Below are 26,281 nucleotides of genomic sequence, written 5' to 3' on the forward strand. Positions count from 1 at the left end.
CCGGCCTCACGCCGGCCGAGACTGTCACTCGTCATAAACCCAGAGTTTACCAGCTCTGTAAGCGAGGCCGACCCTCGTCGTATCCCGCCGCTGACTGGATGCCCACGACTGCACGTTCAGCAAACTCGGTAAGCGTGCGCGCGCCAGCGTACGTACACGAAGAACGCACACCCGATGTGATCGAGTCAATCAGGTCTTCGACCCCAGGGTTCTGCGGGTCCACGAACATGCGCCCGGAAGAGATTCCTTCTTCAAACAGGGCTTTGCGCGCACGGTCAAACGGCGACTCATCGCGAGTGCGGTTGGCAACTGCTCGCGCTGACGCCATCCCAAAGCTTTCTTTATAACGGTGTCCCTTTTCGTCTACGAGCATGTCGCCTGGGCTTTCGTGAGTGCCAGCGAACCACGAACCAATCATGACTTGGCTCGCCCCAGCGGCTAGAGCCAGGGCCACGTCGCGTGGGTACTTCACGCCGCCGTCGGCCCACACATGCTTTCCCAATTCGGTGGCAACCTGAGCGCATTCCAGCACGGCAGAGAACTGTGGGCGCCCCACTGCTGTCATCATGCGGGTCGTACACATGGCTCCCGGTCCAACACCCACCTTCACGATGTCGGCCCCAGCTTCAATAAGGTCCCTCGCACCGTTACCGGTCACCACGTTTCCAGCGACTAGTGGAAGCCCTAAGTCCAAAGCCTTAACGGCTTGCAATGCCTCGATCATTTTTTCTTGATGCCCGTGCGCCGTGTCCAGGACGAGCACATCGGCGCCGGCCTCAGCGAGCGCTTGCGCGCGAGCGACAACGTCGCCGTTGACACCCAACGCCGCACCTACGCGCAACCTTCCGTCCGCGTCTACGGCAGGCGAATAGATGGTGGACCGCAGAATTGACGCGCGCGTCACGCAGCCAACGACCTCGGCACCCGAAAGCACCGGAGCGTAGTCCAATCTTGCATCAACAAGCTTGTCGAAGAGCGCACGACGGTTGGTCGCGTCTTCGAATTCCGAAATATCAAACGTCACCTGGGGCTGTTCCATGACGTCCGCGAGCGAGGTGAACTGGTCAACCCCTTGGAGACTTTCCTGCGACACGATCCCTGCGAACTTGCCATCCTCAAGTAACACTGCACAACCGTGAACACGCCTGGGCATGAGGTGGATTGCCTGCAAAACCGTGTCAGTCACAGAAAGTTTCAGCGGAGTCTCAACAACAGGATGGCGATCTTTGACCCATTCGATCGTCTGTGCCATGACTGGAACCGGGATGTCTTGAGGGAGAATTGCCATGCCACCACGACGTGCGAGGGTTTCTGCCATTCGACGCCCCGAAACGGCCGTCATGTTCGAAGCGATAACCGGAATTGTCGTATCTGTTCCATCTACTGAACGTAAGTCAACATCGAACCGAGACGCGACAGCCGAGCGGTTCGGCACCATAAAAACGTCGGAGTATGTTAAATCGTGAGACTCGGGTTCAGAAATGAAGCGCATGTGACCATTGTCTACAAGGTATCCTCAAACAACAAAGAGGTTTGCCGTGTAGGCTTAAAATTGCTCTGATTGAACATTGCTACGAGTTGAGGAAGAGGGCGATTCGCGCCGTGTCCGAAACAACACCTACTGATCTCGCTGGGGATTTTGGTTCCAACGAATGGTTGGTTGAAGAACTGTACGAAAAGTACAAGAACGATAAAAACTCAGTTGACAAGGAATGGTGGCCCTTCTTTGAGAAGTACGAGGGCGCACCGGTGAACAGCTCTACGAATTCCACCTCGAAGCCGGCTTCTCAGACCTCTGCAGACAAGAAGGCCGACAAGAACGCCGACTCGGAGTCAAAGCCGAAGGCCGAAGCGAAAACCAAGGGCGTTGAACCATCGGTCAACGAAGCTGAAACTACCAAGGCCGAATCGAAGGTTGCTTCTCAGAAGAAGTCCTCCCCCACCCAGTCAGCGCCTAAGGCCAGCGACGACACCGCCGAGGACGTTGTCACCAAACTGCGCGGGCCAGCTAAGCTCATCGCGGAAAACATGGACGCCTCCCTCGAAGTGCCTACCGCCACCTCGGTACGTTCGCTTCCTGCCAAGGCACTCATTGACAACCGTATTGTCATCAACTCCCACCTGCGCCGCACACGCGGTGGAAAGGTGTCGTTCACTCACCTCATCGGATTCGCAGTTATCCGTGCGCTCAAGGCTTTCCCAAGCCAGAACGTGTACTACGAAATCCGTGACGGCAAGCCAGTCATGGTGCAGCCAGCGCACGTGAACTTTGGTCTAGCCATTGACATTCCTAAGAAGGACGGCACTCGCTCCCTCCTGGTGCCAAACGTCAAGAAGGCTGAAACTCTGACATTCAAGCAGTTCGTCGACGCATACGACGACCTGGTGAACCGTGCACGCTCGGGCAAACTCACCGCCGACGATTTCGCCGGCACCACGATTTCGCTGACCAACCCAGGCGGAATTGGAACCGTTCACTCGGTCCCACGTCTGACCAAGGGACAGGGTTGCATCATTGGTGTTGGTGCCATGACGTACCCAGCAGAATTCCAGGGTGCGAGCCAAGAAACCATCGACCGTTTGGGTGTTTCCAAGGTCATGCACCTAACGTCCACCTACGACCACCGCGTCATCCAGGGTGCTGGTTCCGGTGAGTTCCTCAAGCTCGTACACGAATACCTATTGGGAGCCGACGGCTTCTACGACGAAGTATTCGAGTCACTTCGCCTGCCTTACGAACCAGTTCGCTGGCAGCCTGACGTTCACACGGGCGACCAGGACGATGTATCGAAGGCTTCACGCGTCATCGAACTCATCGACGCTTACCGGACCCGCGGTCACCTCATGGCAAACACCGACCCACTGGTGTACCGCCAGCGCAGCCACCCAGACCTCGACATCAACAACCACGGCCTGACCCTGTGGGACCTCGAACGCAAGTTCTCCACTGGCGGTCTGGGCGACGGTTCGCAGCTGCGTCTGCGTGACATTCTGGGTATCCTGCGTGACTCGTACTGCCGTACCACCGGTTACGAATACATGCACATCGCTGACCCCGAACAGCGTCGCTGGTTCCAATCGAGGCTCGAAGTTCCATTGCAGGAACTCAGCCGCGCTGAGCAGGGACACATTCTGGGTCGCCTCAACGCTTCAGAAGCGTTCGAAACGTTCCTGCAAACCAAGTACATCGGTCAGAAGCGCTTCTCGCTCGAAGGTGGAGAATCCACCATCGTGCTACTTGACGAGGTTCTGAACCGTGCAGCCGACTCCGGCATGCAAGAAGTCACGATCGGTATGGCCCACCGTGGTCGTCTGAACGTGCTGACCAACATCGCTGGTAAGAGCTACACGCAGATCTTCCGCGAATTCGACGGAACCCAGTCACCTGACTCCTTCCAGGGCTCCGGTGACGTGAAGTACCACCTCGGTATGGAAGGTTCCTTCACCTCGCCAGACGGCAACACCACCAAGGTGTCGGTTGCCGCTAACCCAAGCCACCTCGAGACCGTCAACCCGGTTCTTGAAGGAATCACCCGCGCTAAGCAGGACGTGGCTTCTGGTGACACTCAGGACTTCTCGATCCTGCCTGTGCTGGTTCACGGTGACGCCGCATTTGCAGGTCAGGGTGTTGTGTACGAAACCCTGAACCTGTCCGAACTGCGCGGATACTCCACGGGCGGAACCATCCACGTGGTTATCAACAACCAAGTTGGATTCACCACGCCCCCAGCTTCGTCACGTTCGTCGTACTACTGCACCGACGTTGCCAAGGCGATTTCGGCACCTGTCATCCACGTCAACGGTGATGACCCTGAAGCGGTTTACCACGCGGCACAGCTCGCGTTCGACTACCGTCAGGAATTCAACCGCGACATCGTGATCGACCTCGTGTGCTACCGTCGCCGCGGTCACAACGAAGGTGACGACCCATCGATGACGCAGCCAGTCATGTACTCGCTCATCGAAAAGAAGATGTCGGTACGTAAGCTTTACACCGACTCGCTGGTGGGTCGTGGCTGCATCTCCAAGGAAGAAGCCGCCGAGGTCGTTAAGGACTACCAGAACAAGCTCGAGGCAGCGTTCGCCGAGACCAAGGACGCAGAGAAGGAAAGCTCCGAGAACCTCGGCGTCACCAAACCGTGGGAACGCCCAGATGACCTCGAATCCGACTCCAAGTTCGACACCGCTGTTCCAGCGTCAGTGATTGAACGCATCGGTGACGTTCACACTGAAATTCCTGAAGGCTTCAACGTTCACAAGAAGCTGCGTAGCCTGCTGGAAAAGCGCAAGGAAATGTCACGTTCGGGTGGCATCGACTGGGGCTTTGCAGAACTGCTGGCATTCGGTTCGTTGCTCATGGAAGATGTTCCGGTTCGTTTGGCTGGTCAGGACTCCCGTCGCGGAACCTTTACCCAGCGTCAGTCGGTTCTTATCGACCACGAAAACGACAACGAGTGGACCCCGCTGGCTAACCTCACCGACAACCAGGCCAAGTTCTGGGTGTTCAACTCGCTCCTGTCCGAATACGCAGCCATGGGCTTCGAATACGGATACGCTGTGGAACGCACTGATGCTCTGGTCCTGTGGGAAGGACAGTTCGGTGACTTTGCGCAGGGTGCGCAGTCGGTCATTGACGAGTTCGTTTCAAGCTCCGAACAGAAGTGGGGACAAAACTCGGGTATTGTCCTGCTGCTCCCCCACGGTTTCGAAGGCCAGGGACCTGACCACTCGTCGGCCCGCATTGAGCGCTACTTGCAGCTGTGCGCTGAAGCCAACATGACGGTGGCCTACCCATCAAACGGTGCGTCCTACTTCCACCTGTTGCGTCGCCACGCACACGCGGAAGTCAAGCGTCCGCTTGTTGTGTTCACACCTAAGTCGATGCTGCGCCTCAAGGCTGCGGCCACCGATGTTGAGCAGTTCACCTCCGGTAGCTTCGAACCAATGATTCCGGACACCTCGGTTGATGCGAAGAACGTCAAGCGCGTCGTGCTGGTCGCTGGAAAGCTGTACTGGGATCTGCTGGCACAGCGCCAGAAGCTGGACGACAACACCACTGCTCTGGTCCGCGTCGAACAGCTGTACCCACTTGAGGTTGACACGCTCAACGAGGTGCTGGGTATGTACCCTGAAGACACCCAGCTGGTGTGGGCTCAGGAAGAGCCTGAGAACCAGGGGGCATGGCCGTTCATGCACTACAAGTTCTCGCAGCTGCTGCCAGACCGCAAGGTCGACGTTGTGTGCCGTAGCGCATCTGCATCGCCTGCAACTGGTCTGAAGAAGCAACACGACGTTGAACAGGCTGAAGTCATCGAACGGGTTTTCGAGTAAGTGACACTGAAGAAAACTACTATTGTCGTGGCCGGTGACGAACTTGTCGCTGGCCACGGCGATGCTCGGAGTCTAGGATGGGCCGGACGCGTCGCTGTGCGCACGCACCCGTCCTTGGCCAATGCGGAGTTCTACACGCTGTCGGTTCCGCAAGAAGACACGGGCGCCTTCGCCCAGCGTGCGTTTGCTGAGGCTCAGCTTCGATTTAGTGACAGCGGGATCAATCGTTTGGTCTTAGCCCCTGGTTCACGTGATGTGGATGCAGGGCTGTCGACGGCCCGGTCGCGCTTGAATCTTGCCAATGTGCTAGATGAGGCTCTTGCCGCCGAGGTGTCCACGTTCGTCGTAGGTCCCACCCCTGGCCGCAGTGAGACCCGGAATGAAAAGGTTGCCCAGTTGTCGGCGGGTTTCGCTGATGTCGCGCATCGTCGCGCAGTTCCGTACGTGGACTGTTTTTCGCCATTGAAGTCCCACCCCGTGTGGCAACGCGATCTTGCGTCCAGTTCACGCGAGCAACCGGCGCAAGAAGGTTACGGTCTCATCGCGTGGCTTGTCCTCAACCGCGGCTGGTACGACTGGCTGGGTGTACAAAACGTAATGGAAGGCTAGCCCACACAACCGACCCCCACCCTGCACTGTTGAAGTGGTGTGCCCACTATGGAAAAATAGGGTGGTCTAGTTAAAGGAGAGATAGATGAGCAAGCGTGCACGCAAGCGTCGCGACCGTAAGCGCAACAAGGCGAACCACGGCAAGCGTCCAAACGCATAAGCAAAAGAAGCGGGGCAGGTGATCACCTGCCCCGCTTCTTTTTGTCTAAGCGCGTTCGCTGGTCACTCGCGGTAGTACGTGATGCGCGTGTGTTCAACTGTGATACGCGCACGAATCCGTTCGACAAGCCCCTGTGGTGCTTGGTCGTGGCAACATGAGCGACGCACAAGCTCTTTCATGAGTGCCTCGATCTTGTATTCGTGTTCGCATTCGGGACAACACTGCAGGTGTTCTTCAATGGCACGAATCGCATCGTCATTCGCCTCGCCATCGAGAAACGCGTAGATCCGTTCGAGTGACTCTAGCCTGCTTTGCGACCAGGACGTTCCGTCTGTCATGAACTTGCCCCCTCTACAAATCCTCGTTCGGCAGCGTAGTCAGCCAACATTTCCCGCAACTGGCGACGACCTCGGTGCAGGCGCGACATCACGGTTCCCATGGGCGTGTCCATAATTTGCGAGATCTCCTTGTACGGGAGACCTTCGACGTCTGCGTAGTACACGACCATGCGGAAGTCGTCGGGAAGTGCTTGCAAAGCTTTTTTGATGTCAGAGTCTGGGATCCGCTCAAGTGCTTCGATCTCCGCTGATTTTCCGTCGGACGACGTGTGGTTGGCGGCACGGGCAATCTGCCAGTCTTCGATTGTGTCGCCACCCGTTTCTTGTGGCTGGCGCTGTTTCTTGCGATACGAATTGATGAAGGTATTCGTCAGAATGCGGTAGAGCCATGCCTTGAGATTTGTTCCCGGCTGGTACTGATGAAACGCGGCATACGCCTTGAGATACGCTTCCTGCACTAGATCTTCAGCATCTGCTGGGTTGCGCGTCATGCGCAAAGCGGCCGCGTACAGCTGATTGACGTACTCGAGTGCTTCGTTTTCAAAACGCGCACGACGTTCGTCGTCCGTTTCTGTACTCAGATCTATGTCGTGGTCGCTGGGAGCGGTTGCAGTATTTTTCTCCATCAGCTCCCAGTCTACTAACGTCGCCGTCACTTTCACCTCGCTTGGGTACTCCCCGCATGGGGTTGTCCGACGCTCTGTGCGTGTCAGTTACAACCGTTTTGCCACCTCGGTTATTCCCCGCGCTATGCTGAAACTAGCGAATCCAATCGGAAAGGTTGTTTCTGTGTCACTTGTAAGGTTGATTGCTCGCCCAATGCTGGCTTCCGCATACATCGCTAACGGAGTTGTCCGCGTCAAGAACCCTGACGTTGCCGCAAGTTCCGTTGAGCCCATTTCGAAGATGGCAAAGAAAAAGTTCGACGTCGAGATTGACCCCGCGCTCATTGCTCGCGCGACTGGAGTCGCACAGGTGACCGCAGGTTCTCTTCTCGCTATTGGCAAGATGCCTCGCCTCTCCTCGAGCATTCTGGTCACCACGTACCTGCTTGAGGTCGTAGGCCAGCAGTTGAACAAAGAAACTCGTTCCACCGACGGCCTATTGGCAAAGACCGCGATCCTTGGCGGTGCGCTCCTCGCATCGGTCGACACCGCAGGTAAGCCTGGTCTCGCATGGCGCGCACAGCACGCGGCGGAAGACCTGTGGCGCGAAGTCGAACGCACCTCGGCGAAGGCTGTCGACGCAGTTTCCCCTAACTGATAGCGGTGGTAAACCGCACTCACTGGCCCGTTCCGCGTGCAACTGCACCGGTGCGGGCCACCTGCGATGTACCTGGGTCCAAGTCGCTGACGAACCGTTACTTTGTGCTTGCGGCCCTTGCTGATGCTCCGTCGATTGTGCGCTCACCGCTGGTTTCGCGTGACACCGAACTCATGATGCGCGCGCTTGACGCGCTGGGAGCGACGTTCACACCTCATGGCAATGACATGAGCGTTGACCCCATCATGTGCTCTGATACGAATGGCGCCGAGGTGGCTATCGACTGCGGTCTTGCAGGTACCGTCATGCGTTTTGTACCTCCGGTTGCGTTGGCAACGGGTGCCCGCGCTCATTTTGATGGCGATCCTCAAGCGCGCGTGCGCCCCATGCAGACGATCCTCGACGCGCTCTCCGATCTGGGTGCCAAGGTGGAATCCGAAAACGGTTACCTTCCGTTTTCTATTACGACCGGTGAGCATGTGGGCCATACCGTCACGATTGACGCGTCCCAGTCTTCCCAGTTCGTCTCCGGGCTGTTGCTTTCCGCGGCAAGGTTCCCGCTAGGACTTACGGTGAAACACCTCGGCGAGACTGTCCCTTCCAAGCCGCACATTGACATGACCATCGCCACGCTCAAGCAGTACGGCGTAGAGGTCACACAGCCGGACCCCACAACGTGGGCGGTCAAGCCCGGCCCTGTTCACGCGATCGATGTCACGGTCGAACCAGACCTGTCGAATGCGTCGACGTTCCTGGGCGTGCCACTCATTGCCGGCGGTTCTGTCACGGTTCCGCACTGGCCCACACACACTGACCAGGCCGGACACGCGTTCGTGGACATTGCGCGCGCGTTTGGCGGAACAGCCGAACTGACTCCAGCGGGCCTCACGGTCACAGGTACCGGCACAGTAAAGCCGGTTGATCTTGACCTTTCCCAGGTGGGTGAACTTACCCCCGTGGTCGCAGCCATCGCTGCACATGCGCGCGGCACGTCGCACCTGCGTGGAATCGGGCACCTGCGCGGGCACGAAACCGACCGCCTCACAGCCCTAGCTACCGAACTCGCCAAGGCCGGAGCTCAGGTTGAAGAAGGCGCGGACTACCTCACTATCAGCTCGCCGGTATCCACGGGATGTACATGGAACAGTTACGCCGACCACCGCATGGTCATGGCAGGAGCACTGGTAGGGCTGACTCAGGATGTCACGATTGAGGATCCCGACACTGTGGCGAAGACCCTGCCCCAATTCACTGACATGTTCGAACGTGTGGTGAACACGTGAGTCGGTACTCTCACTTCACAGAAGAGGACTACCGGCCGCGCCCCAACCGGCGTGGATCCAGGCCACGCACAAAGGACCGCCCAGATTATTCGGACGCCCTGGTTGGGTTTGTGTTTTCTGTTGACCGAGGTCGTTACCGGCTTGCCTTGCCCGATGGCACCCGCTTGACGGGAGTGCGAGCCTCGCATCTCCGACGCCGGCCCATAGTCCCCGGTGACCGGGTACGGGTGGTGGGTGACACCTCGGGAACGGAAGGAACCTTAGCGCGAATTGTGGACATTGAGCCCCGCTCTACTGTTTTGCGACGTACCGCCGACGACACCGACCCCACCGAGCGAGTCCTGGTGGCCAACGCCGACCAACTGGTCATCGTGACGGCGACTGCGGACCCGGATCCGTCCGAGGGGCTCATCGACCGCACGCTCATTGCCGCGTTTGACGCTGGCATCACGCCGATTTTGGCTATTACGAAACTCGATTTGAAGCCGGCTGATGCGCTGCGGGAGCGGTTTGCGCACAGTGGTGTTCGGATCGTTGAGTGTGGATTCGACGATCAGGGGCATCCGCGCGTGAAGCAGTTGCGTGGGCTTTTGGACGGTCACGTCAGCGTGCTGGTGGGACACTCTGGGGTGGGCAAGTCCACGTTGATGAACGCGCTGATCCCACAGGTGAGTCGCGCGACTGGCTCGGTGAACGAGGTGACTGGGCGGGGGCGGCATACGTCCTCATCGGCGCTGGGTGTCGAACTTCCTGACGGGGGCTGGCTCATTGATACGCCTGGTGTGCGGAGTTTTGGGCTCGCACACGTGACGCCGGAAACCGTTCTCAACGCGTTCGAAGAACTGGTCCCGGCGACCGCTGAGTGTCCCCGCGGCTGTTCTCACACTGAGGACTCCCCCGGTTGCGCGCTCGACGCATGGGTTACAAATGGTAAAGCTGGAGACGCCGGCCCTGACCGTCTCAACTCGCTCAGGCGGCTACTGACAAACCTGGCTTCTGCACCGCAGTACTGAGGTATCACAGGACTGGCCCGGGGTGGAGCCACTGCACCACGTGGAGGAACCGTGAAAGACCTTGATCTAGCGATCGCTCTTGCCGACGCGGCAGATCACCTGACGCTCGATTCGTTTTATAAGCGCGACTTCACGGTGGAAACCAAACCCGACATGACGCCAGTGACCACGGTGGACCGCGCGGTTGAAGAGAAACTCCGTGAGTTGCTCTCACTGCACGCACCTGATGACGCGATTGTGGGAGAAGAGTTCGAACCCACCACTGGGTCGGGCACCAGGCAGTGGATCATTGACCCCATCGACGGGACAAAAAACTACGTACGTGGAGTGCCCGTTTACGCCACCCTGATTTCGCTTTATGACGGTGAAACTCCCCTGCTTGGGGTCGTCAGCGCCCCTGCAATGAACCGCCGGTGGTGGGCCAGCAAGGGCGAAGGCGCGTGGACCACCATGGCACACGACCCAGCCCCCGTGCAGATTCACGTGTCGAAGGTTTCAACCCTGGAAGACGCGTCATTTTCATATGCGTCCTTGGGCGGGTGGAAAGACCTCGGTAAACGTGAGGCCCTTCTTGAATTGTGTGACACAGTGTGGCGAACCCGCGCCTACGGTGATTTCTGGTCGTATATGTTGGTCGCTGAAGGTGCGGTGGACATCGCAGCTGAGCCGGAACTCGAAATCTACGACATGGGTGCACTGGTTCCCATCGTGACCGAAGCCGGAGGCACGTTCACCAGCCTTAACGGCACAAACGGCCCGTTCGACGGCAATGCGCTCGCCTCTAACGGGCTCGTGCACAGTAGCGCACTGGAGTTGCTTTCGTGAACGAACAGACACTTCCCTACCGGGTGAGTGAAGCAGCGGGGCTTCTGGATGCCCAGGGCAAGATCCGCGGCACGGTGTTTGGCGAGATGAGCACATTGGCCGCGCAGCACGGTGCGATCAATGTGGGGCAAGGGGCCCCGTCGAGCCCTACCCCTGACTTCCTCATCGACGACGTCGCTCACTTCATGCGAGCTGGCATGAACCAGTACGCACCGCCAACCGGGGTGCCGGAACTGCTTGACGCGATCGTGGCTCAGCGTTCCCGCCGGTACAACCACACTGTCACCAGGGACCATGTATTGGTGACAGTGGGCGCCACGGAGGCTCTCACCTCGGCGATTATGGCGCTGGTGCCCGCTGGCGGAGTTTTGCTGACGTTTGAACCGTTCTACGACTCCTACGCGGCGGCCTGTGAAATGGCAGGGGCACGGTTGGTGACCGTACCGCTGGTCTTTGATGGTGCGGTATGGCAGCCGGACTGGGACGCGTTTGACTCTGCGGTGGGCTCTGCCGACGCGGTGTTGCTGAACACGCCGCACAATCCCACGGGAATGGTGTTGGGCCGGGACGACCTGGTCCGGGTTTTTCAGGCGTGTGAGGACGCAGACGCGTGGCTCATCACCGACGAGGTGTACGAGTACCTGGTGTTTGACCCCGCTGAGCATGTGTCAGTAGCGGCACTGTTCCCGGATTCGCCTCGGATTGTGACGGTGTCGTCGGCCGGTAAAACGTTTAATGTGACCGGGTGGAAGATCGGTTGGCTCGTGGCGCACCCGCAGGTTCGTCAGCAGATCCAGGCGCTTAAGCAGTTCTTCTCGTACACGTCAGGCACACCGCTTCAGCCAGCTATCGCACAAGCGCTCAACGAGCACGAAGATTTCGCCCAGCAGAACCGTGCCGAGTTGAAGCGTTGCCGGGATGTGCTCATGGAGTCTTTGGAACGCGTGCCCGGGATTACGTTTAATGTTCCGGCTGCCGGTTATTTCACTGTGGTGGATTTTGCTGAGGTCACCATGCGTGATTCGCACGATTTGAATGAGCTTCTCACCACCGAGTTTGGGTTCACGGGCATTCCGGTGAACCGATTGTGCCGGACCGGTTCCCCGGTGGCCCAGCGGTTGGAGCACGCGTTGCGTCTGTCGTTTTGTAAAACAGAAGACGAAATGCGCGAGGTGGCCACTCGGATTGACCGCCTCGCGCAGAACATGGACGCGTTGAAGTAGGTGGCGGGGCTGGCCTTGGTTGGGGTGTTCCCCCCCCCGGTCGAGGCCGGCCCCGCCCCCGCTTTCGTTGTGGTTACTGGGTTTCGTCCAGCACAGCGTCGAGTGCTGTGGTGAAACGTTCTACTGCCGCGTCGACGTCGGCCCACTTGTCTAGGCCGAACAGTCCAATTCGGAACGTCTTCATGTCTGCTGGTTCGTCCACTTGCAGTGGCACTCCCCCGGCGACCTGCACACCGGCGCGTGCAAAAGCAGGCACAATGTCGTCTCGGTCAGTGTTGACGACAACGACCGTTGGGGATTCGAACCCAGGTGCTGCAACGGAGGTGAAACCGCGTTCGGTGAGTGCTTCACGGATCCGTGCCCCGAGGTCGTTCTGGCGTTCGCGTAGAACGTCAAGTCCGGTGTCGAGGGCTTCTTTCATGAGGCCCAGGTTGTGTTGGATGGTGTCGGTGGGCATGGTGGCGTGGTAGCCGTGTGCGCCGGTGACGTAGCCCTCACAGATGTTGGTCCACTTCTTCAGATCCAGTGAGAAGCTGGAGGTCTCCGTGGAGTCGAGGCGTTCGCGTGCTGCCTCTGAGAACATGACATACCCGCATGCAGGAGAGCCGCTCCACCCTTTTTGAGGTGCGCTGACCAGGATGTCCACGCCTGCTTCTTCCATGTTGACCCACAGCGGACCGGAGGCCACGCAGTCGAGGACAAACAGTCCGCCTACGCTGTGCGTTGCGTCGGCCAGGGCACGCACGTAGTCATCAGGCAAGACCATGCCTGCGGCGGTTTCCACGTGGGGTGCGAATACCAGGTCTGGTGCGGTGTCCTTGATGTGAGCTACCACCTGGTCGATGGGTGCTGGCGCGAACTGGTGGTTGCCCACGTGCTGGGCTTTGAGGACATCATGACCCGCAGGGATCTTGCCGGCATCAAAAATCTGTGACCAGCGGTAGGAAAAGAGCCCGTTTCGCACAACCAGAACGTTTTTGTCGTTGGCGAACTGGCGGGCTACGGATTCCATGGCATATGAACCACCTCCAGGTACCACAGTCGCCGTGTGAGCGTTATAAGTAGAACGCAGGATCTGCAGGGTTTCCTGCATGACGTTCACAAAGCGTTTGGACATGTGGTTTAGCGACCGGTCGGTGAACACGACCGAGTATTCGAGAAGGCCGCCGGGGTCGACGTCTGGGCGAGGCAGTTCATTAGCAGTCATGACATTCACAATAGTCGTTTATTTCAGTAAAGGAATTTAGGCAAACTTCCGGACCATGTATGCGGCTTCCCGACCGTCGGGTAGGCGGTCGATTTCGCCGGTCATGCGGAAACCTGAACGGAGGTACGCGCCAATTGCCCGCTGGTTTTCTTCAAAAACTCGCAGCTGGATTTCCGTGTATCCCGCGCGCTGGGCTTCTGTGAAGACCGCGTTTGTCAGTGCGTCTACGGCACCGTGGCCACGGTGCGCAGGGTGTATCCATGTGCCGCCGAGGTCGGCGTAACCGTCTCTGACCGTGAAGGTTGCGAATCCAATGTCGTGTCCCTGCTTTACACACATGAAGATGGTGAGCGTTTCGAGGCGTTGCCGCCATTTCGCTTCGTCTACCTGAGATTCGCGCTCGTACGATCCGCTAAACGCAGCAGGGGCGTCCATGAGAGATGCGAGGCGAATTGCACGCACGCGGGACCAATCATCCGGTGTCATGCGGACTACGGTGTGGTCGTCAGCCATGTTGCCTCCCAGGGAGCTTCGATGTGTGCCACTTTAGTCTTCGTTAAGATGCCGAACCTTAATGTGATTACTTCCTGCACGGCAAACCAGGAACAGCTATGTACAGTACTCAGATTTATACACACTGCATTCACCAACGTACACACTCGCCGAGACGGTTCACGCATGGTTGCACCATTGAACACTGGAGGAGTACCGTCGCCTCATGAGAGAAATCAAAGGAGAATCTACTCATGAAAGCCAAAAAAGCGCCATCGCGAGTAAGCATATGGGCTGTTCTATCTTCTTTCCTGATCCTGTGGGTAACTATCACAGCGGTCGCATTTAGCAGAGGGGCCAACTCCGCCGCATTTGTTATTAGCGCCGTAGCTTTGGTCCCGTTAGTTATCTGTGGCGCTCTAATCGTTCTGCGGTATCGCAAACGACACTAGTCACAGATATTCAGGACACGCGAAAGCCCGCCTTACCAGATTTGGTAAAGCGGGCTTTGTCTTGGTGGCGGGGAAGGATTCGAACCTCCGACCTCCGGGTTATGAAACTAGCGATCTACGCAGCTCTGAGGTCCTTGTTTGTTCGAGCAGCGACCCAACGAGCATTCCGGTCACACCTGCGCCTCCGCTACAAACATTCAAACTTGAACGCCGTTCTCACAATTTGAATCGATCGCAACCACCACTTACCCAACCAACTCAAAAACCGGGATTCGGGTGTAGACAATTCATGCCGAGCCAGGACTCGAACTGGTCATTCAGACTTTCCCTTACAGTAACGTTCTAAACGAGAACGCGAGGTTTCAGCCATCGCTTCGTCGATCATCTCGCCTTCAAATACAACTGCGCCGCGCCCCTCCTGGCTAGCCGCTTCGAACATCTCAACCAAGTCACGGTCACGTTGTAAATCTTGTTCAGTAGGCGTGAATACCTCGTTTATAACTTCCACGTGTGACGGGTGAATGGCGCTCATGCCTTCGTAACCAATCTGCCGGTTTTCAGTGGCAAAGCAACGAAGACCAGACAGGTCGTTTATATCTGTCCAGAGACCTGCGAGCGGACATGAAACGTTAGCTGCACGAACATCAAGCAAGGCTTTGCTCCGAAGCACAAATGTCTCGCGAGACTCCGGCGTCCACTTATAACCAATAGCTCTTTCTACATCGCCACCGCGCACACCAAGTCCGCCGGCGTATGCAACACGCTCACTCGCACTACAGATCTCGAAAGCACTTCGGATACCCAAAGCAGTCTCGAAAACAGGCGTAATGGTGGTCTTAGATTCAACTTCGTTATCCTCTTCTGCCCACTGTAGTAGGTGCTCAACGGTGTGAATACTCTCTGGAGCGGATAATTTCGGAACCATAATTCCAGTCAGCCCTGATGTGACCACAGCGGCAATGTCGCGGCCAGCTTCCGGAGACTCTAGCCCGTTTACGCGAACAAAAAAGGGATAGTTTTCTCGAACCTGGCTCTGAAGAAATTCGGCGACTTCGCAACGAGCTCGCTCTTTAGCGTCCACCGGCACTGCATCTTCGAGATCGATTACAACTGCATCCGCACCTCGACTCTTTGCCTTTTCAATAAGTGACAATCTATTTCCGGGCACGAAAAGCATAGATCGAATTGGAGGTATTTTCATCGAATTGTATCTTTCACCGAAATTGCAGAAAACTAAACAGTTCCATCTTCCTTGTATTTTGTAATCTCAGACTGACTGAATCCTAACCACGATCCCAACACCAATTCGTTATCCTCACCGATATCAGGGCCCGTACGCCAAACGCGGCCCGGATTGTTACGCATTGCCGGAACCACGGATTGCATGCGTACGGGTCCCAAATGTTTATCGTCAACGGTTACGATATTTTCACGCTCACGATAGATCGGGTCGTTGAAAATGTCTTCGATATTAAACACTCTCGAAGCAACCACGTCAGCTTCTTCTAACGCGGCGAGAGCTTCTTCTGATGAGCGCCGGGAAATCCATTGCCGTAATTCTTCGTCCAGAAATTCTCGTCGTGCTTTTTGCTTCGTTACGGTGTCAAACTCTTCGACAGGTAGGCCCAGAAGCCGGACTATGTTTTCAACCGAGCGGCTTGTTGCGGAAGTTACGGTAATCCAGTCGCCATCAGCACTCAAAAAGGTATTGATTACGGCCCCGGGCGCAACCGCCAAGGCATTTCCTGATCGACTAGGAATAGTGCCAAGTTGGTCGTACATGATTACTTGCCACTCAATCAATCTGTACAACGTTTCGTGGAGCGCAAGGTCAATCCACTCTCCACGTCGCTCAGGGTCTTGAGAGCGACGAACGAGTGCAGCTGAGACAGCAAAGGCTCCCATGAGTCCAGTAGTGGCATCGCCATGAGAAAAGCCAGTATGAACTGGTGGCTCTCCTGCAAACCCGGTCAGATGCACGACACCGCTGCGCGCCTCTCCCATCTTTCCGAAACCTGGCGCGTTGCTCTTTGAAGTATTAGCACCAAATCCAGATATCTGAAGAAGAATTGCAGAGGGGTTAATCGATGAGACTGTCTCCCAGTCGAGCCCAAAGCGTGCAAGTGTTTCGGACCTAAACGTCACTATCACTACGTCGGCCCATGTGACGAGCCTCGTTACTACTTCGCGAGATTCGAGGTCCCGTAAGTTTAACGTCAACGACCTCTTGTTACGTCCAAGCACCTTCCACCACAGTGCTTGATCATCTTTTGTAGGCCCCATATGGCGGGCCGAGTCTCCATACTGCGGTGCTTCAACGTGCACTACATCAGCACCCATATCAGCCATTAATGTCCCCGCAAGCGGGCCGGCTATCACCTGCGCAAACTCGACAACCTTTACACCTTGAAGTGAGCCAGATCGAGCATCTGCTTGTGTGTCATTAGTGTTGTTTCCATTGTTCATGACTTACTCCAGAAATAGATTTCAAAACCCGACGATGCCTGTTAGAAGTGCAAAAATCAGAAGTATCACTGAGATTGCCCATGCCCAGAAGAATGTGAATCGAATATGGTCACCAAGTTTTACACCCGCAAGTCCCACCAATAGATACACCGACGGCACAACCGGACTGATAGAGAACCCGGTGTTCTCAGCAATGAGGATTGCACGCGCAACATCTATGGAAGGAACTCCCGCTCCGGCAGCCACCTCTACTATTAACGGCAGAATGCCGAAGAACATAGCGTCTGGTCCAAAGCTCATCCCAAGCGGTACAGCGAAGACAGCGAACGCTATATGCACCCACATCGCTGCTCCTTGGGGAGTGAGACTGACCAGAGCATCTCCCATTGCACTCAACATGCCAGTTCCGGTCAGCACACCCAGGAACACGCCGACAATTATCAGAATTCCACCCATGCTCAATGCATCCTTGGCGTGCCGCGCTAGGCTTCCATCTTGCGATTCGGCTGACCTGAAGTTGACAAGAAGCGCTACACCAAAACCAATTAGGAAGAGGAGATGAAGTGGCATCACACCTAAGAACAGCCCGACAAGAACAGCAAGTGCGATGACCGCGTTCGCCCAAAACTTCCAGTCACGAACACTTAATGACAAGCACGCGTCCGTGCTCGTCTTTTCAGGTGGCACCTGCTCTTTGCTGACTTCGTCACTTGCAAAAGACCCGTGAGCAGTATGGGCCAGCAATAGATTATCGTTGAGCCCCGCGGCAATCCGTTTTGTTTCAACACGGCCCATGAACACTGCAAGAGAAATGATCAATAAGATCCCAAAAATTTGCACAAACACAAGGGGGAGCCACAACTCACGAACGTCTTCATCAATTGCAGTAGCCGCCCGCAAAGTTGGCCCGCCCCAAGGCACCATATTTACGATTCCTGCAGTCAGTCCTGTGAGCATAACCAAAACTAGCCGACGAACCTTCATTCGGTCGTAAACAGGCAACAGCGCTGGAATAGTTAGCAAAAATGTTGTCGCCCCCACTCCATCCACGTGAGTAACCATGGCAACCAACACGGTTACAAGAGTGAGACCAACAGGCCTTTCGCGGATCAAGCCCACAAGCCCATTTACTATAGGATCAAATAAACCTCGATCCCTCATTAAACCGAAGAATAATATTGCAAATATAAAAAGAACGGCCGTAGGCATAACCGTATTTATACCCTCGCCCATGAACTTTCCAAGTTCGGGTAAACTGAAGCCAGCTAATAAACCAGCAATCAATGGCAAAATACTAAAAGCGACAATCGGCGACACTTTTCGCGTAACTAGCAATACAACAATTGCGAAAACGAGAATAAATCCAATGACTACCAGCATTCTCTCCTCCAAGGGCTCCGTTGACCTCTTTGATGATGCTAAGTCAGACATTTATTTAATGTCTAGTTATAGTTACTTATAATGCGATAACCTTTAGTTATGCCAATAACTGTCCAGCAAATGCGAGTGCTCGTCGCACTAGCAGATGTCAAGAGCTTCACAGGCGCAGCGAAACGTCTCCATGTAACTCAACCGGCAATCAGCAGAGCCCTATCTGAGGCGGAGCGCATACTCCGAATCGACGTCTTTGATCGGTCATCAAAATCGCTTTTGCCAACAGAACGCGGAGCAGCGATTGTGGCAATTGCAAGAAAGGCTCTGGATGAAGTCGATCGGGCAACAATCAAGATGAATGACATAGCGTCTGGAGCTCAACGCAAATTACGAATTTCTGCTCTTCCAACTGTGGCAGCAGTGCTCCTACCGGATGTCACAGCACACTTACGCGCAATCGACACAGAGATCGAGCTCGAGATTTTCACCGCCCGCGCCGAATCAGTCGTTGAAATGGTCAGAACAGGAAAGGCGGATATTGGAATTACCGTCCGCTCTGGTGGCATCGTTCCAGATACATTCACTCCGATGTTCATGGACGAGCTACTGTGCGCAACGTCAACTAACCACCGATTTGGCTCAATGCAAAGCGTAACGTGGCGTGACTTGTCGCAGGAGACACTTGTCCGGCTCCCCTCAGATAGCAGCATTGAAAGGCTAACGGAGAACGCATTTCAAACCCAAGGCGTCACCCCTCGCCACTCCATTGTTACATTCGACCTTATGTCCGCTGCTGGACTTGCAGCTTCAGCAGTTGGTGTTGCGGTCATCCCTGCATTAGCAGCTCCTATGACTCAGTTCGCTAAGCTCAGCTACACGAAGCTAAATTCCCCGCGAGTGACACGCACGATTGGCATTGTTTCTAATTCCCCATTGACTCCTGAAGAAAGGCTGATTTCAGTAAAAGCGACAGAAGTTGCAGTGGACGTACTTGACCAAGAAGCATTACAACGCGATTCATAGAGCCCTCCGGACACGCGAAAGCCCGCTTTACCAGATTTGGTAAAGCGGGCTTTGTCTTGGTGGCGGGGGAAGGATTCGAACCTCCGACCTCCGGGTTATGAGCCCGGCGAGCTACCTAGCTGCTCCACCCCGCGGCGCACATACAACTATACGTTAAGAATGCGTAACCACCAAACAAACAGCGCGTGATCCTCGCCACTCGACGATCACTAGCCTTCACCCTGGCCGCCACCGGACTGTTGGTCTTGGAGTTTTCCGGCTTCGTCGAGTGCCTTACGCAGACGCTCTTGAGCTTCACCGTACTTCTTCCAGTCACCGTCCTTGAGCGCCTGATCGGATTCCTTCATGGCGTTACGGGCGTCCTCAAGTGCCTTCTGAAGGTTTGGTTCGCGCGCAGGCTTACCCTTCTCTTCGCCCGCGTCGGCACCACCCTTCTCACCTTCGCTGGCTTCACCAGAAGAGTCCGCGTCACCAGCACGCGCACCGGAGTCTCCCCCGAATACCTGGTCAAGCGCTTCGTCAAGAGTAGGCGCGAATCCAATCTGCTCACCGAACGCCACCAACACACGCTGGAGCACTGGGTACGAAGTTTCGCCAGCCGAACGCACATACACCGGCTGGATGTACAACAGACCACCAGCAACCGGCAGGGTCAGCAAGTTACCGTTCTGCACCTTCGACTCACCTTGGCGCAGAAGGTTCAAACTCGACTGAACATTGGGCTCAGTGTTGAAGTTGTTCTGTGCTTGACCAGGACCAGGGAACGTCGTGTTGCGCGGAAGCTGAAGCAGACGTAGCTTTCCATAGTCGTCGTGCTTAACACCCTTCTCATTACCCGCGTCTGCATTGGCAGCCAAGAACCCAGTCAGGTTGTTACGCGTCTGGCCCTCAGTGGGTCGCGGAATAAAGGACGACGTCAGTGAAAACGCTGGCGCGTCCTGATTCGGCATCTGCAACGTCAAGTAGAACGGCGGCTGCATCAGACGTGACTCTTGATTCACCGTGGGGTCGGTCGGGGTTGTCCAGAAGTCCTGCCCCGTGTAGAACGAGTTGGCATCGTCTACGTGGTAGCGGGTCAGCAAGGAGCGCTGCACCTTAAACATGTCTTCTGGGTACCGCACGTGGCTCATGAGATCCCCGCTCATCTCTGACATTGGTTTCACCATGTCAGGGAAGATCTTGGACCATGTTTTAAGCACAGGATCGTCATCATCCCACTTGTACAGGTTGACTGATCCGTCATACGCGTCAACAGTGACCTTGACCGAGTTACGGATGTAGTTCACCTGCTGGGGAGGCAGGGCCGCCGTAGTGCCTGAACGCTGCGTGTTCGAGTCCTGCGTTGCGTCCTGCAGTACCTGCGGCGTGGAGTACGGGTATTCCTTGGACGTGGTGTACCCATCCATAATCCACTGCACACGGCCGTCAACCACCGCGGGATACGGATCACCGTCGATCTGCAAGAATGGCGCAGCCTTCTGCGCACGCTCACGAGGCGAGCGGTTGAACAGAATCTGTGACTCTGAGTTCAGCGCATCCGACAGAACAATCTGTTCGTCTTGGAACTTAATGGCAAACAGCAAGCGGTTAAAGAAGTTGCCCACACTGGGCCCACCGTCACCCTTGAAGGTGTTGTACACCTGAGCGCCACCGTCTTCGTTGTCGGCGGGGTAGTCAATTTCGCGTGGGTCTGCACCTTCAGGGGCACCCACAATCGAGTACCGAGGTGACCGCTCACCAAAGTAAATACGTGGCTCGTACTCCCCCAGCTCACCGGTAGGTGGAATGTTCGCTTCCAAGAACGCGGGCTGTCCATCGCCACCCTGACGGTTACCATATGCGGCAACTACACCGAAGCCGTGTGTATAGACAACAGCCTGGTTCAGCCACGACGAATCGGCTTGCGACGCGGGGTTGAGTTCACGGACCGCGATCACCGTGTCCTGCATTTCATCGTTGATGTTGTACCGGTCAACGTCGAGCTGTTCAGGGAACGAATAGAACGGGCGTTGCTGCTGGATCTGGCGGAAGGTATCCGACACCAGATTCGGGTCCAGCAGACGAATCGATGCCGCTGTTTGGGCGTCTTCACGCAAGGCACCCGATTTACCATCGGTGGATGGTGAGTACGGAATCACTTCCACGTCATCGATCCCATATGCGTGACGTGTGGCGTCGATGTTGCGCTGAAGGTATTCCTTTTCCAAGCTCTGTTCTGACGGTTGCACCTGCAACTGCTGCACCGTTGCGGGAAGCGCGATGATCGACACCGCGCCCAGAATCAGCAGCATCAGAACAGACACGATCGACAGTTTCCACACGTTTCGGAACGCGTTAGCCGCCATGATCAGCGCAACGACAACGGCTGCGATCGCTACGATCAACATCGCCGGAAGCGTAATGTTCACGTCTTTGTACGACGCACCCGTCATCAGACCGCCCGTCGATGTCAGGACGGAGTACCGCTGGAGGAACATGCGAACACCCTGCATCAGGATGAGCAGACCAGCTGAAATTGCGAGGTGGTAGCGCGCTGTTTTCGACACGGTCAGTTTGGAGTCGTCGCCTGGGCGGATTCCTCCCATGAGGTAGTGCGCGATAACGGCCGCGATGAGGGACAGCAACAATGCCATAGCAACGTAGTCCGCGACCGTGCGAAGCAACGGGAAGTGGAACATGTAGAAGCCCAGATCCATGTTGAACTGAGGATCTTTCTGTCCAAACTCACTCGCGTTGACAAAAAGAAGGGCTTGTTGCCATGCAGCTGACAACGCTATTCCACCCATGACACCAATAACGGCTGGAACGACGATCGTGACCACCCGGCGCAGCGGCTCGATTGCTTCCCGGTACCTGTCAAGGTTCTCTTGGCGCGGAGACGTTGGGGCGTACACCGGGCGTTTCTTGTGCGCGAGCATCAAAGGGAACCAAATGGCTCCTCCCATGATGATCACACCAACAAAAAAGAGAATGATCTTAGCGATCCACTCCGTGGTGAAGACCTGCAGGAATCCAAGTTGTTGGAACCACAGTGCTTCGGTGAAAACTTGCGCGAACACCACGAACAAAACCAGAAGTACAGCTACTGCTCCAAGAGTGAGCAAAAGCGGTGAAGGCTTCTTCGTTTTTTGGCTTGGTGTACTCAACCGTTCTCCTCGCTAACCAGAGCACATGGTGACTGTGCCGATGTCATCGTGTGTGATCGCGTCGATGGCGTCGACTGCCGTGTCCAGGGTGTCGACGCGAATCACTTTCATGTCGAGCCCTTTCGCGGCCTGGGCTGCTTCAGCACAGTTGTCCGCTGGGCTCAAAAAGTAATCGTTTCCTGCCTCGTTGGCCGCCACGACTTTCTGCCTGGCTCCACCAATCGGCCGCACCGTTCCGTCTTCGGTGATCTGGCCGGTGCCCGCGATACGTTTCCCATTCGTCATGTCACCGGGTTCCAGCTTGTCGATGATGGTCAGCGCAAACACCAACCCAGCACTGGGTCCGCCCACGTCTTCAAGGTTGAACTTCACCTCGATGGGAAAGTCATATTTGGGAGCCAGAACCACGCCCAGCTTGGGCCCGTCGGTCGTGTCCTTAGGCGTGATCTTTTCGTGTAGCTTCTTGCCGTCGCGCTCAATGTCCAGTTCAACTGGGTCACCCATGGCAACCGTGTCCTGCATACGGGTGATGTCTTCAGCACTGCCAGAAATCTTCTCACCGTTGAGCGCAGTAATAATGTCGCCAGGTTCCACAGCCCCTTCAACTGCCGCGCCTTGCGCCACGCTTCCCACACCCAGTTGTGTTTCGTATTTCTTGCCGAGGTGGTTCAGAGCGGCCGCCACCGCGTAGTCTTGCGAGCTTGCCATCTGAGCGTTGTTTTCCTGCGTGACTTGGTCGCGCGTGGTGGTCAGCGGGTAGTAGGCCTCGCTGGGAACGACGGTGTCCTTCTTCTTTACGACCGACCACAGGGCTTGCGATGGGTATACCTGCCTGCCGGGGCCACCGGCCACGGCTACGGTGAGCATATCCAAGGTTCCCGAGGTGGGGTAAGTTTTCGCACCCGAGATAGTAACGACCTCGGTCCCTTCATGCTCACCCAAAGTGTTGAAAACCGGGCCGGGCATTTCAACCAAGTACGGGACAGGAATGAGGGCCGCGATGATAACGAGCCCGTACGTCACGAGAGTGGAAAGAGTTGTTACGTGAAGTCGCTTTTTAGGCGGTTTTGCCTGGGCACTCGTAGTCACGCAACGTTCCTTTCGTTAAAGCACAACTAGTCTAGCCGATTCGCAGGAAACTCTAGACATCGAAGAGCGCCGGCTATACGTTCGCTCACAACGAAAAACGGTCAAACGCGCCTTCATCATGGAAGGCTTTTTCAAGTTCGATCGTTACGCTTTTAAACAAGCAAACTAAGGGAGAAACGATGAGCGACAAGGATCGCGACAAAGATTCATCGGGCGATGACCCACTGAACAACCTGTTCGGCATGCTGTTTGGCGCAGGCGGTGCTCTGGGAGGCGTCCAGGGTCAGTTCCCTGCGGGGGGAATTCCGATCGACGGAAACATGCTGTCGTCTTTCCTCGGCCAGATTCAGGGACTCATGGGCCAGTCGGGTGGCGCCGGCGATGTCGCACGGCAGACTGCAGCCAGCAAGGTCCCCACCCCAGACCCCAGCGTGGCAGACGAAGTCTCGCGCGCTACCCACGACGCGTTCCGCTTGGCTGAACTGTGGCTCGAGCGGGTCACCGAGTTCACCACGACAAACGAAGCTCAGAGCCTGACACGCAAGGATTGGGCCACACAGTCTGTCGATGGATGGGTGGAAATCGCCCAACCTATTCAGGCGAACATGTCACGCACGTTCACCGACTCGATGGCCGACCAGATTCCTGAAGAAATGCGCCCATTCATGTCGTCAATGTCATCGATGATGACGAACATGTCAGCGTCGCTCTTTGGGGCACAGATTGGTGAGGCCTTGGGCACGCTGTCCGGAAGTGTTCTCACAGGCACGGATTACAATCTGCCCATTCTTGACGCTCCAGCACTGATCGAATCCAACATCTCTGGAGCCTCGGCAGAGCTCGACCTCGACCACACGCAATTGCGCATTTTTGTGGCATGTGTGGAGCTAGCCAAACGTGCACTGTTTGCCTCAACTCCGTGGTTGGCCGGCCACATCCGGACCGCGTTTGCCAAGTACGCGTCAAACGTCGAAGTCGATTCTTCCAACATCCACGACATGATGGGCAACATCAACCCACAGAACATGCACGAAGCCACCGAAGAGCTTCGCAATGGCATGTTCAAACCGGTCTCCACCGAGGAAGGCGAGCAGGCGAAAGAGTCACTCACCCGCATTGTGTCCACGGTCGCCGGGTGGGCCGATGTCGTGGCATACAACGCGTGCGAAGCACTGGAACAACGCGACGAAATCCGTGAGGCTCTCAGGCGCCGTACCACCATGACCTCCGACTCAGAGAACGCGTTGAGCCAGCTGATTGGCCTTGACCTCACTCCTACGCGCCTGCGCGACGCGGCAGCTCTGTTCACGTACCTTGAGTCTTCGGAAGGCGCGCAGGCACGAGACGCCGTGTTCTCGCACCCTGACGCCCTACCCACGAACGCCGACCTCGACGACCCACTGGGCTACTCCGAGCGCCACTCAGAGCAGGCACAAACCGAGGACGACATGGACGAAGCCCTGCGTCGCCTCCTCGAAGAAGAATCGTGACGGCTGACCCGCGCATCGCGCACACGGTGCGCACCCTCGCCGAGGTGGCAACCACCTCGGCGATGTCCGTCACCGAGTTCGTGTCCAGCAACTCCCGCCCGCTGGACCGTTGTGGCGGACCCGCTCACGTGACGGCCAGTTGCGTGGTCTTCTCCCCCGACTTCACGCGTGTACTCCTGACCCATCACGCAAAAGGACGGTTCTGGGTGCAGTTCGGTGGCCATGTGGAACCAGGGGATGCCACCGTGCGCGATGCAGCACTGCGCGAAGCACGTGAAGAGTCCGGCGTGCAGGACTTTCCTTGGTTGTCACCTCACCCCGTTGACGTCCACTCCCATGATCTGCCTGGGGCGTTTGGCACCTGCGCCACACATCACGACGTTGTGTATGGGGCGGTGTTGAGCCCGGACGCCCACACCCAGGTTTCAGATGAGTCGCTGGATGTCAAGTGGTTCCCCGTCGACGACCTGCCTGGCACAATCGTCGATGACCTGCCTCAGCGCCTTCCAGGCCTCATTGAGGCGACTCGTAGTCAATACCTCGGCTGAAGCCTTCGAGGAAGATATCTGCATCGCGCGATCGCGGATACCGCTCCGTGAGCTCACGAAAGCGCGGCCCGTGGTCGCTTTCGCGTAAGTGCGCAAGCTCATGGACCAACACCGCGTCGAGCACCCAGTCGGGCACGGCTTGAAGCCTGTGGGACACACGAATGGAGTTCGATACCGCTGAGCACGAAGCCCAGCGGGAGTTCTGGTTTTCGACCCATTTCACCGACAGTGGCTCGATGTCGTCCTTGAAGTATGTGGAGTTGAGGGTTCGGGCACGCGCGAGGAGGTCCTCATCGGACGTCCCTGCGCCACTTTTTGCGCTCAGACGCGTTAAGAGCTGGGCGATCTGCGCGAGGTCCGTGCGCACGTCATAGTGCATGGGCGCCGCCAGTTCCCACCGTCCTCCACTGCGTTTGAGCGTCACGGTTTTCTTGCGACGTGCCGAGTGCTTAACGTGCAGTTCACCTGACTCGATCATGTGCGCTACATCTTGGGCAGTGAAGCTGTTCTTCATAGCAACTAGTTGTAGCAGATGGCATTCAACACGCCGACGCTCAAAAGTTTTTTCATCCACATGGTTAGGAGGGTGTGGAAAGTGGGTTTCCATGGTGTATTTCGGCTGATAAGCGGGCATTTATATGCCGCTGGCCATGCGTTGAAGTTACAGGATTCTTCTTTTGCACACACTGTTGTCCACAGATAATGCACATGCGTACACAGCTGTATTTAAAAATTCCACATGATCTGTGGATAACGGAATTGATCACCGGCAAAGAAAGGTTTAAGTTTTTATCTCAGACTCGCGGAAAACCCGGACTTCATGGCAAGGGGAAGGTCTATGAAGTCCGCGCGCGGCTGCGAGACTCAACGGACGAGGAGACTGTTCGCCTGGGAATTTCCCTGTGGAAAACTAAGGCTGAACGTCTCCTCGTTCGCATGTTTGGTAAAA

Annotated in this window: 22 protein-coding genes and 1 tRNA gene; 11 read left to right on the forward strand and 12 right to left on the reverse strand. The window is 56.4% G+C overall.

Annotation, left to right across the window (positions count from 1 at the left end):
• Window positions 1–46 precede the first annotated feature (46 nt).
• Window positions 47–1,492, reverse strand: coding sequence for a GMP reductase (gene guaB1, locus JOE56_RS01345; protein ID WP_204514489.1), 1,446 nt, complete (start codon window positions 1,490–1,492; stop codon window positions 47–49).
• A gap of 110 nt (window positions 1,493–1,602) precedes the next feature.
• Between guaB1 and JOE56_RS01350 the strand changes: the two genes are divergently transcribed.
• The 3 genes from JOE56_RS01350 to JOE56_RS11715 all read left to right on the forward strand — a co-directional run bounded on the left by JOE56_RS01350 (window position 1,603) and on the right by JOE56_RS11715 (window position 6,100).
• A complete protein-coding gene (locus JOE56_RS01350) occupies window positions 1,603–5,331 on the forward strand; it encodes a multifunctional oxoglutarate decarboxylase/oxoglutarate dehydrogenase thiamine pyrophosphate-binding subunit/dihydrolipoyllysine-residue succinyltransferase subunit (protein ID WP_204514490.1) in 3,729 nt (1,242 codons plus the stop codon).
• Window positions 5,332–5,940, forward strand: a complete 609-nt coding sequence (locus JOE56_RS01355; protein WP_204514491.1) for a GDSL-type esterase/lipase family protein — start codon at window positions 5,332–5,334, stop codon at window positions 5,938–5,940.
• Between the two features lie 85 nt (window positions 5,941–6,025).
• On the forward strand, window positions 6,026–6,100 hold the full coding sequence (locus JOE56_RS11715) for a 50S ribosomal protein bL37 (RefSeq protein WP_102238326.1): 75 nt from the start codon (window positions 6,026–6,028) through the stop codon (window positions 6,098–6,100).
• A gap of 62 nt (window positions 6,101–6,162) precedes the next feature.
• Here the strand turns inward: JOE56_RS11715 and rsrA are convergent, their stop codons facing one another.
• Together rsrA and JOE56_RS01365 are read right to left on the reverse strand one after the other, a co-directional pair.
• Complete coding sequence (gene rsrA / locus JOE56_RS01360; protein ID WP_204514492.1) at window positions 6,163–6,438, reverse strand: mycothiol system anti-sigma-R factor; 276 nt, start codon at window positions 6,436–6,438, stop codon at window positions 6,163–6,165.
• The gene (locus tag JOE56_RS01365; RefSeq protein ID WP_204514493.1) at window positions 6,435–7,064 is read right to left on the reverse strand and encodes a sigma-70 family RNA polymerase sigma factor; all 630 of its coding nucleotides are present in this window, start codon (window positions 7,062–7,064) and stop codon (window positions 6,435–6,437) included. Before JOE56_RS01365 ends, rsrA begins: the two co-directional genes overlap by 4 nt.
• Window positions 7,065–7,227: 163 nt before the next feature.
• Here JOE56_RS01365 and JOE56_RS01370 point away from each other — a divergent pair, with 163 nt between their 5' ends.
• From JOE56_RS01370 to JOE56_RS01390, 5 genes are read left to right on the forward strand one after another with little or no spacing between them, the layout of a single operon-like run.
• Window positions 7,228–7,701 (forward strand): DoxX family protein, encoded by a 474-nt coding sequence (locus JOE56_RS01370; protein WP_102238325.1) that lies wholly within the window; start codon window positions 7,228–7,230, stop codon window positions 7,699–7,701.
• 5 nt (window positions 7,702–7,706) lie between these two features.
• A complete protein-coding gene (gene aroA, locus JOE56_RS01375) occupies window positions 7,707–8,984 on the forward strand; it encodes a 3-phosphoshikimate 1-carboxyvinyltransferase (protein WP_204514494.1) in 1,278 nt (425 codons plus the stop codon).
• A complete protein-coding gene (gene rsgA, locus JOE56_RS01380; RefSeq protein WP_204514495.1) occupies window positions 8,981–9,997 on the forward strand; it encodes a ribosome small subunit-dependent GTPase A in 1,017 nt (338 codons plus the stop codon). Before aroA ends, rsgA begins: the two co-directional genes overlap by 4 nt.
• Before the next feature lie 51 nt (window positions 9,998–10,048).
• Complete coding sequence (hisN, locus tag JOE56_RS01385) at window positions 10,049–10,822, forward strand: histidinol-phosphatase (protein ID WP_204514496.1); 774 nt, start codon at window positions 10,049–10,051, stop codon at window positions 10,820–10,822.
• Window positions 10,819–12,045 carry an aminotransferase class I/II-fold pyridoxal phosphate-dependent enzyme gene (locus JOE56_RS01390; RefSeq protein ID WP_204514497.1) on the forward strand — a complete coding sequence of 409 codons (1,227 nt, stop codon included), beginning with the start codon at window positions 10,819–10,821 and terminating at the stop codon, window positions 12,043–12,045. Before hisN ends, JOE56_RS01390 begins: the two co-directional genes overlap by 4 nt.
• Window positions 12,046–12,118: 73 nt before the next feature.
• Here JOE56_RS01390 and JOE56_RS01395 read toward each other — a convergent pair whose 3' ends face one another.
• From JOE56_RS01395 to JOE56_RS01415, 5 genes are all read right to left on the reverse strand, one after another.
• Window positions 12,119–13,252, reverse strand: coding sequence for an aminotransferase class V-fold PLP-dependent enzyme (locus JOE56_RS01395; protein ID WP_204514498.1), 1,134 nt, complete (start codon window positions 13,250–13,252; stop codon window positions 12,119–12,121).
• A 36-nt stretch (window positions 13,253–13,288) separates the two neighbouring features.
• Window positions 13,289–13,765, reverse strand: coding sequence for a GNAT family N-acetyltransferase (locus JOE56_RS01400; protein WP_204514499.1), 477 nt, complete (start codon window positions 13,763–13,765; stop codon window positions 13,289–13,291).
• Between the two features lie 744 nt (window positions 13,766–14,509).
• Window positions 14,510–15,373, reverse strand: a complete 864-nt coding sequence (locus tag JOE56_RS01405; RefSeq protein ID WP_204514500.1) for an HpcH/HpaI aldolase/citrate lyase family protein — start codon at window positions 15,371–15,373, stop codon at window positions 14,510–14,512.
• Between the two features lie 56 nt (window positions 15,374–15,429).
• The gene (locus JOE56_RS01410; RefSeq protein WP_204514501.1) at window positions 15,430–16,662 is read right to left on the reverse strand and encodes a CaiB/BaiF CoA transferase family protein; all 1,233 of its coding nucleotides are present in this window, start codon (window positions 16,660–16,662) and stop codon (window positions 15,430–15,432) included.
• 21 nt (window positions 16,663–16,683) lie between these two features.
• The gene (locus tag JOE56_RS01415; protein ID WP_204514502.1) at window positions 16,684–18,042 is read right to left on the reverse strand and encodes a CitMHS family transporter; all 1,359 of its coding nucleotides are present in this window, start codon (window positions 18,040–18,042) and stop codon (window positions 16,684–16,686) included.
• A gap of 99 nt (window positions 18,043–18,141) precedes the next feature.
• On the opposite strand from JOE56_RS01415, the gene JOE56_RS01420 reads away from it, so the two are divergent.
• A complete protein-coding gene (locus JOE56_RS01420; RefSeq protein WP_204514503.1) occupies window positions 18,142–19,059 on the forward strand; it encodes a LysR family transcriptional regulator in 918 nt (305 codons plus the stop codon).
• A 57-nt stretch (window positions 19,060–19,116) separates the two neighbouring features.
• Here JOE56_RS01420 and JOE56_RS01425 read toward each other — a convergent pair.
• From JOE56_RS01425 to JOE56_RS11540, 3 genes are all read right to left on the reverse strand, one after another.
• Window positions 19,117–19,193, reverse strand: a tRNA-Met gene (locus tag JOE56_RS01425).
• A 75-nt stretch (window positions 19,194–19,268) separates the two neighbouring features.
• Complete coding sequence (locus JOE56_RS01430) at window positions 19,269–22,205, reverse strand: UPF0182 family membrane protein (protein ID WP_204514504.1); 2,937 nt, start codon at window positions 22,203–22,205, stop codon at window positions 19,269–19,271.
• 12 nt (window positions 22,206–22,217) lie between these two features.
• Window positions 22,218–23,294 (reverse strand): S16 family serine protease, encoded by a 1,077-nt coding sequence (locus tag JOE56_RS11540; RefSeq protein ID WP_204514505.1) that lies wholly within the window; start codon window positions 23,292–23,294, stop codon window positions 22,218–22,220.
• A 179-nt stretch (window positions 23,295–23,473) separates the two neighbouring features.
• Here JOE56_RS11540 and JOE56_RS01440 point away from each other — a divergent pair, with 179 nt between their 5' ends.
• Both JOE56_RS01440 and JOE56_RS01445 read left to right on the forward strand, forming a co-directional pair.
• Window positions 23,474–24,784: a zinc-dependent metalloprotease gene (locus tag JOE56_RS01440; RefSeq protein ID WP_204514506.1), complete on the forward strand. Its 1,311-nt coding sequence runs from the start codon at window positions 23,474–23,476 to the stop codon at window positions 24,782–24,784.
• The gene (locus JOE56_RS01445; protein WP_204514507.1) at window positions 24,781–25,332 is read left to right on the forward strand and encodes an NUDIX domain-containing protein; all 552 of its coding nucleotides are present in this window, start codon (window positions 24,781–24,783) and stop codon (window positions 25,330–25,332) included. The genes JOE56_RS01440 and JOE56_RS01445 overlap by 4 nt, the downstream gene beginning before the upstream one ends.
• On the opposite strand, the gene JOE56_RS01450 is transcribed toward JOE56_RS01445, so the two are convergent.
• A complete protein-coding gene (locus JOE56_RS01450) occupies window positions 25,298–25,846 on the reverse strand; it encodes a M48 metallopeptidase family protein (protein ID WP_204514508.1) in 549 nt (182 codons plus the stop codon). The genes JOE56_RS01445 and JOE56_RS01450 overlap by 35 nt on opposite strands.
• Between the last annotated feature and the right edge of the window lie 435 nt (window positions 25,847–26,281).

Origin of the sequence: Brevibacterium paucivorans, from assembly GCF_016907735.1 — a bacterium.
Lineage (GTDB): Bacteria > Actinomycetota > Actinomycetes > Actinomycetales > Brevibacteriaceae > Brevibacterium > Brevibacterium paucivorans.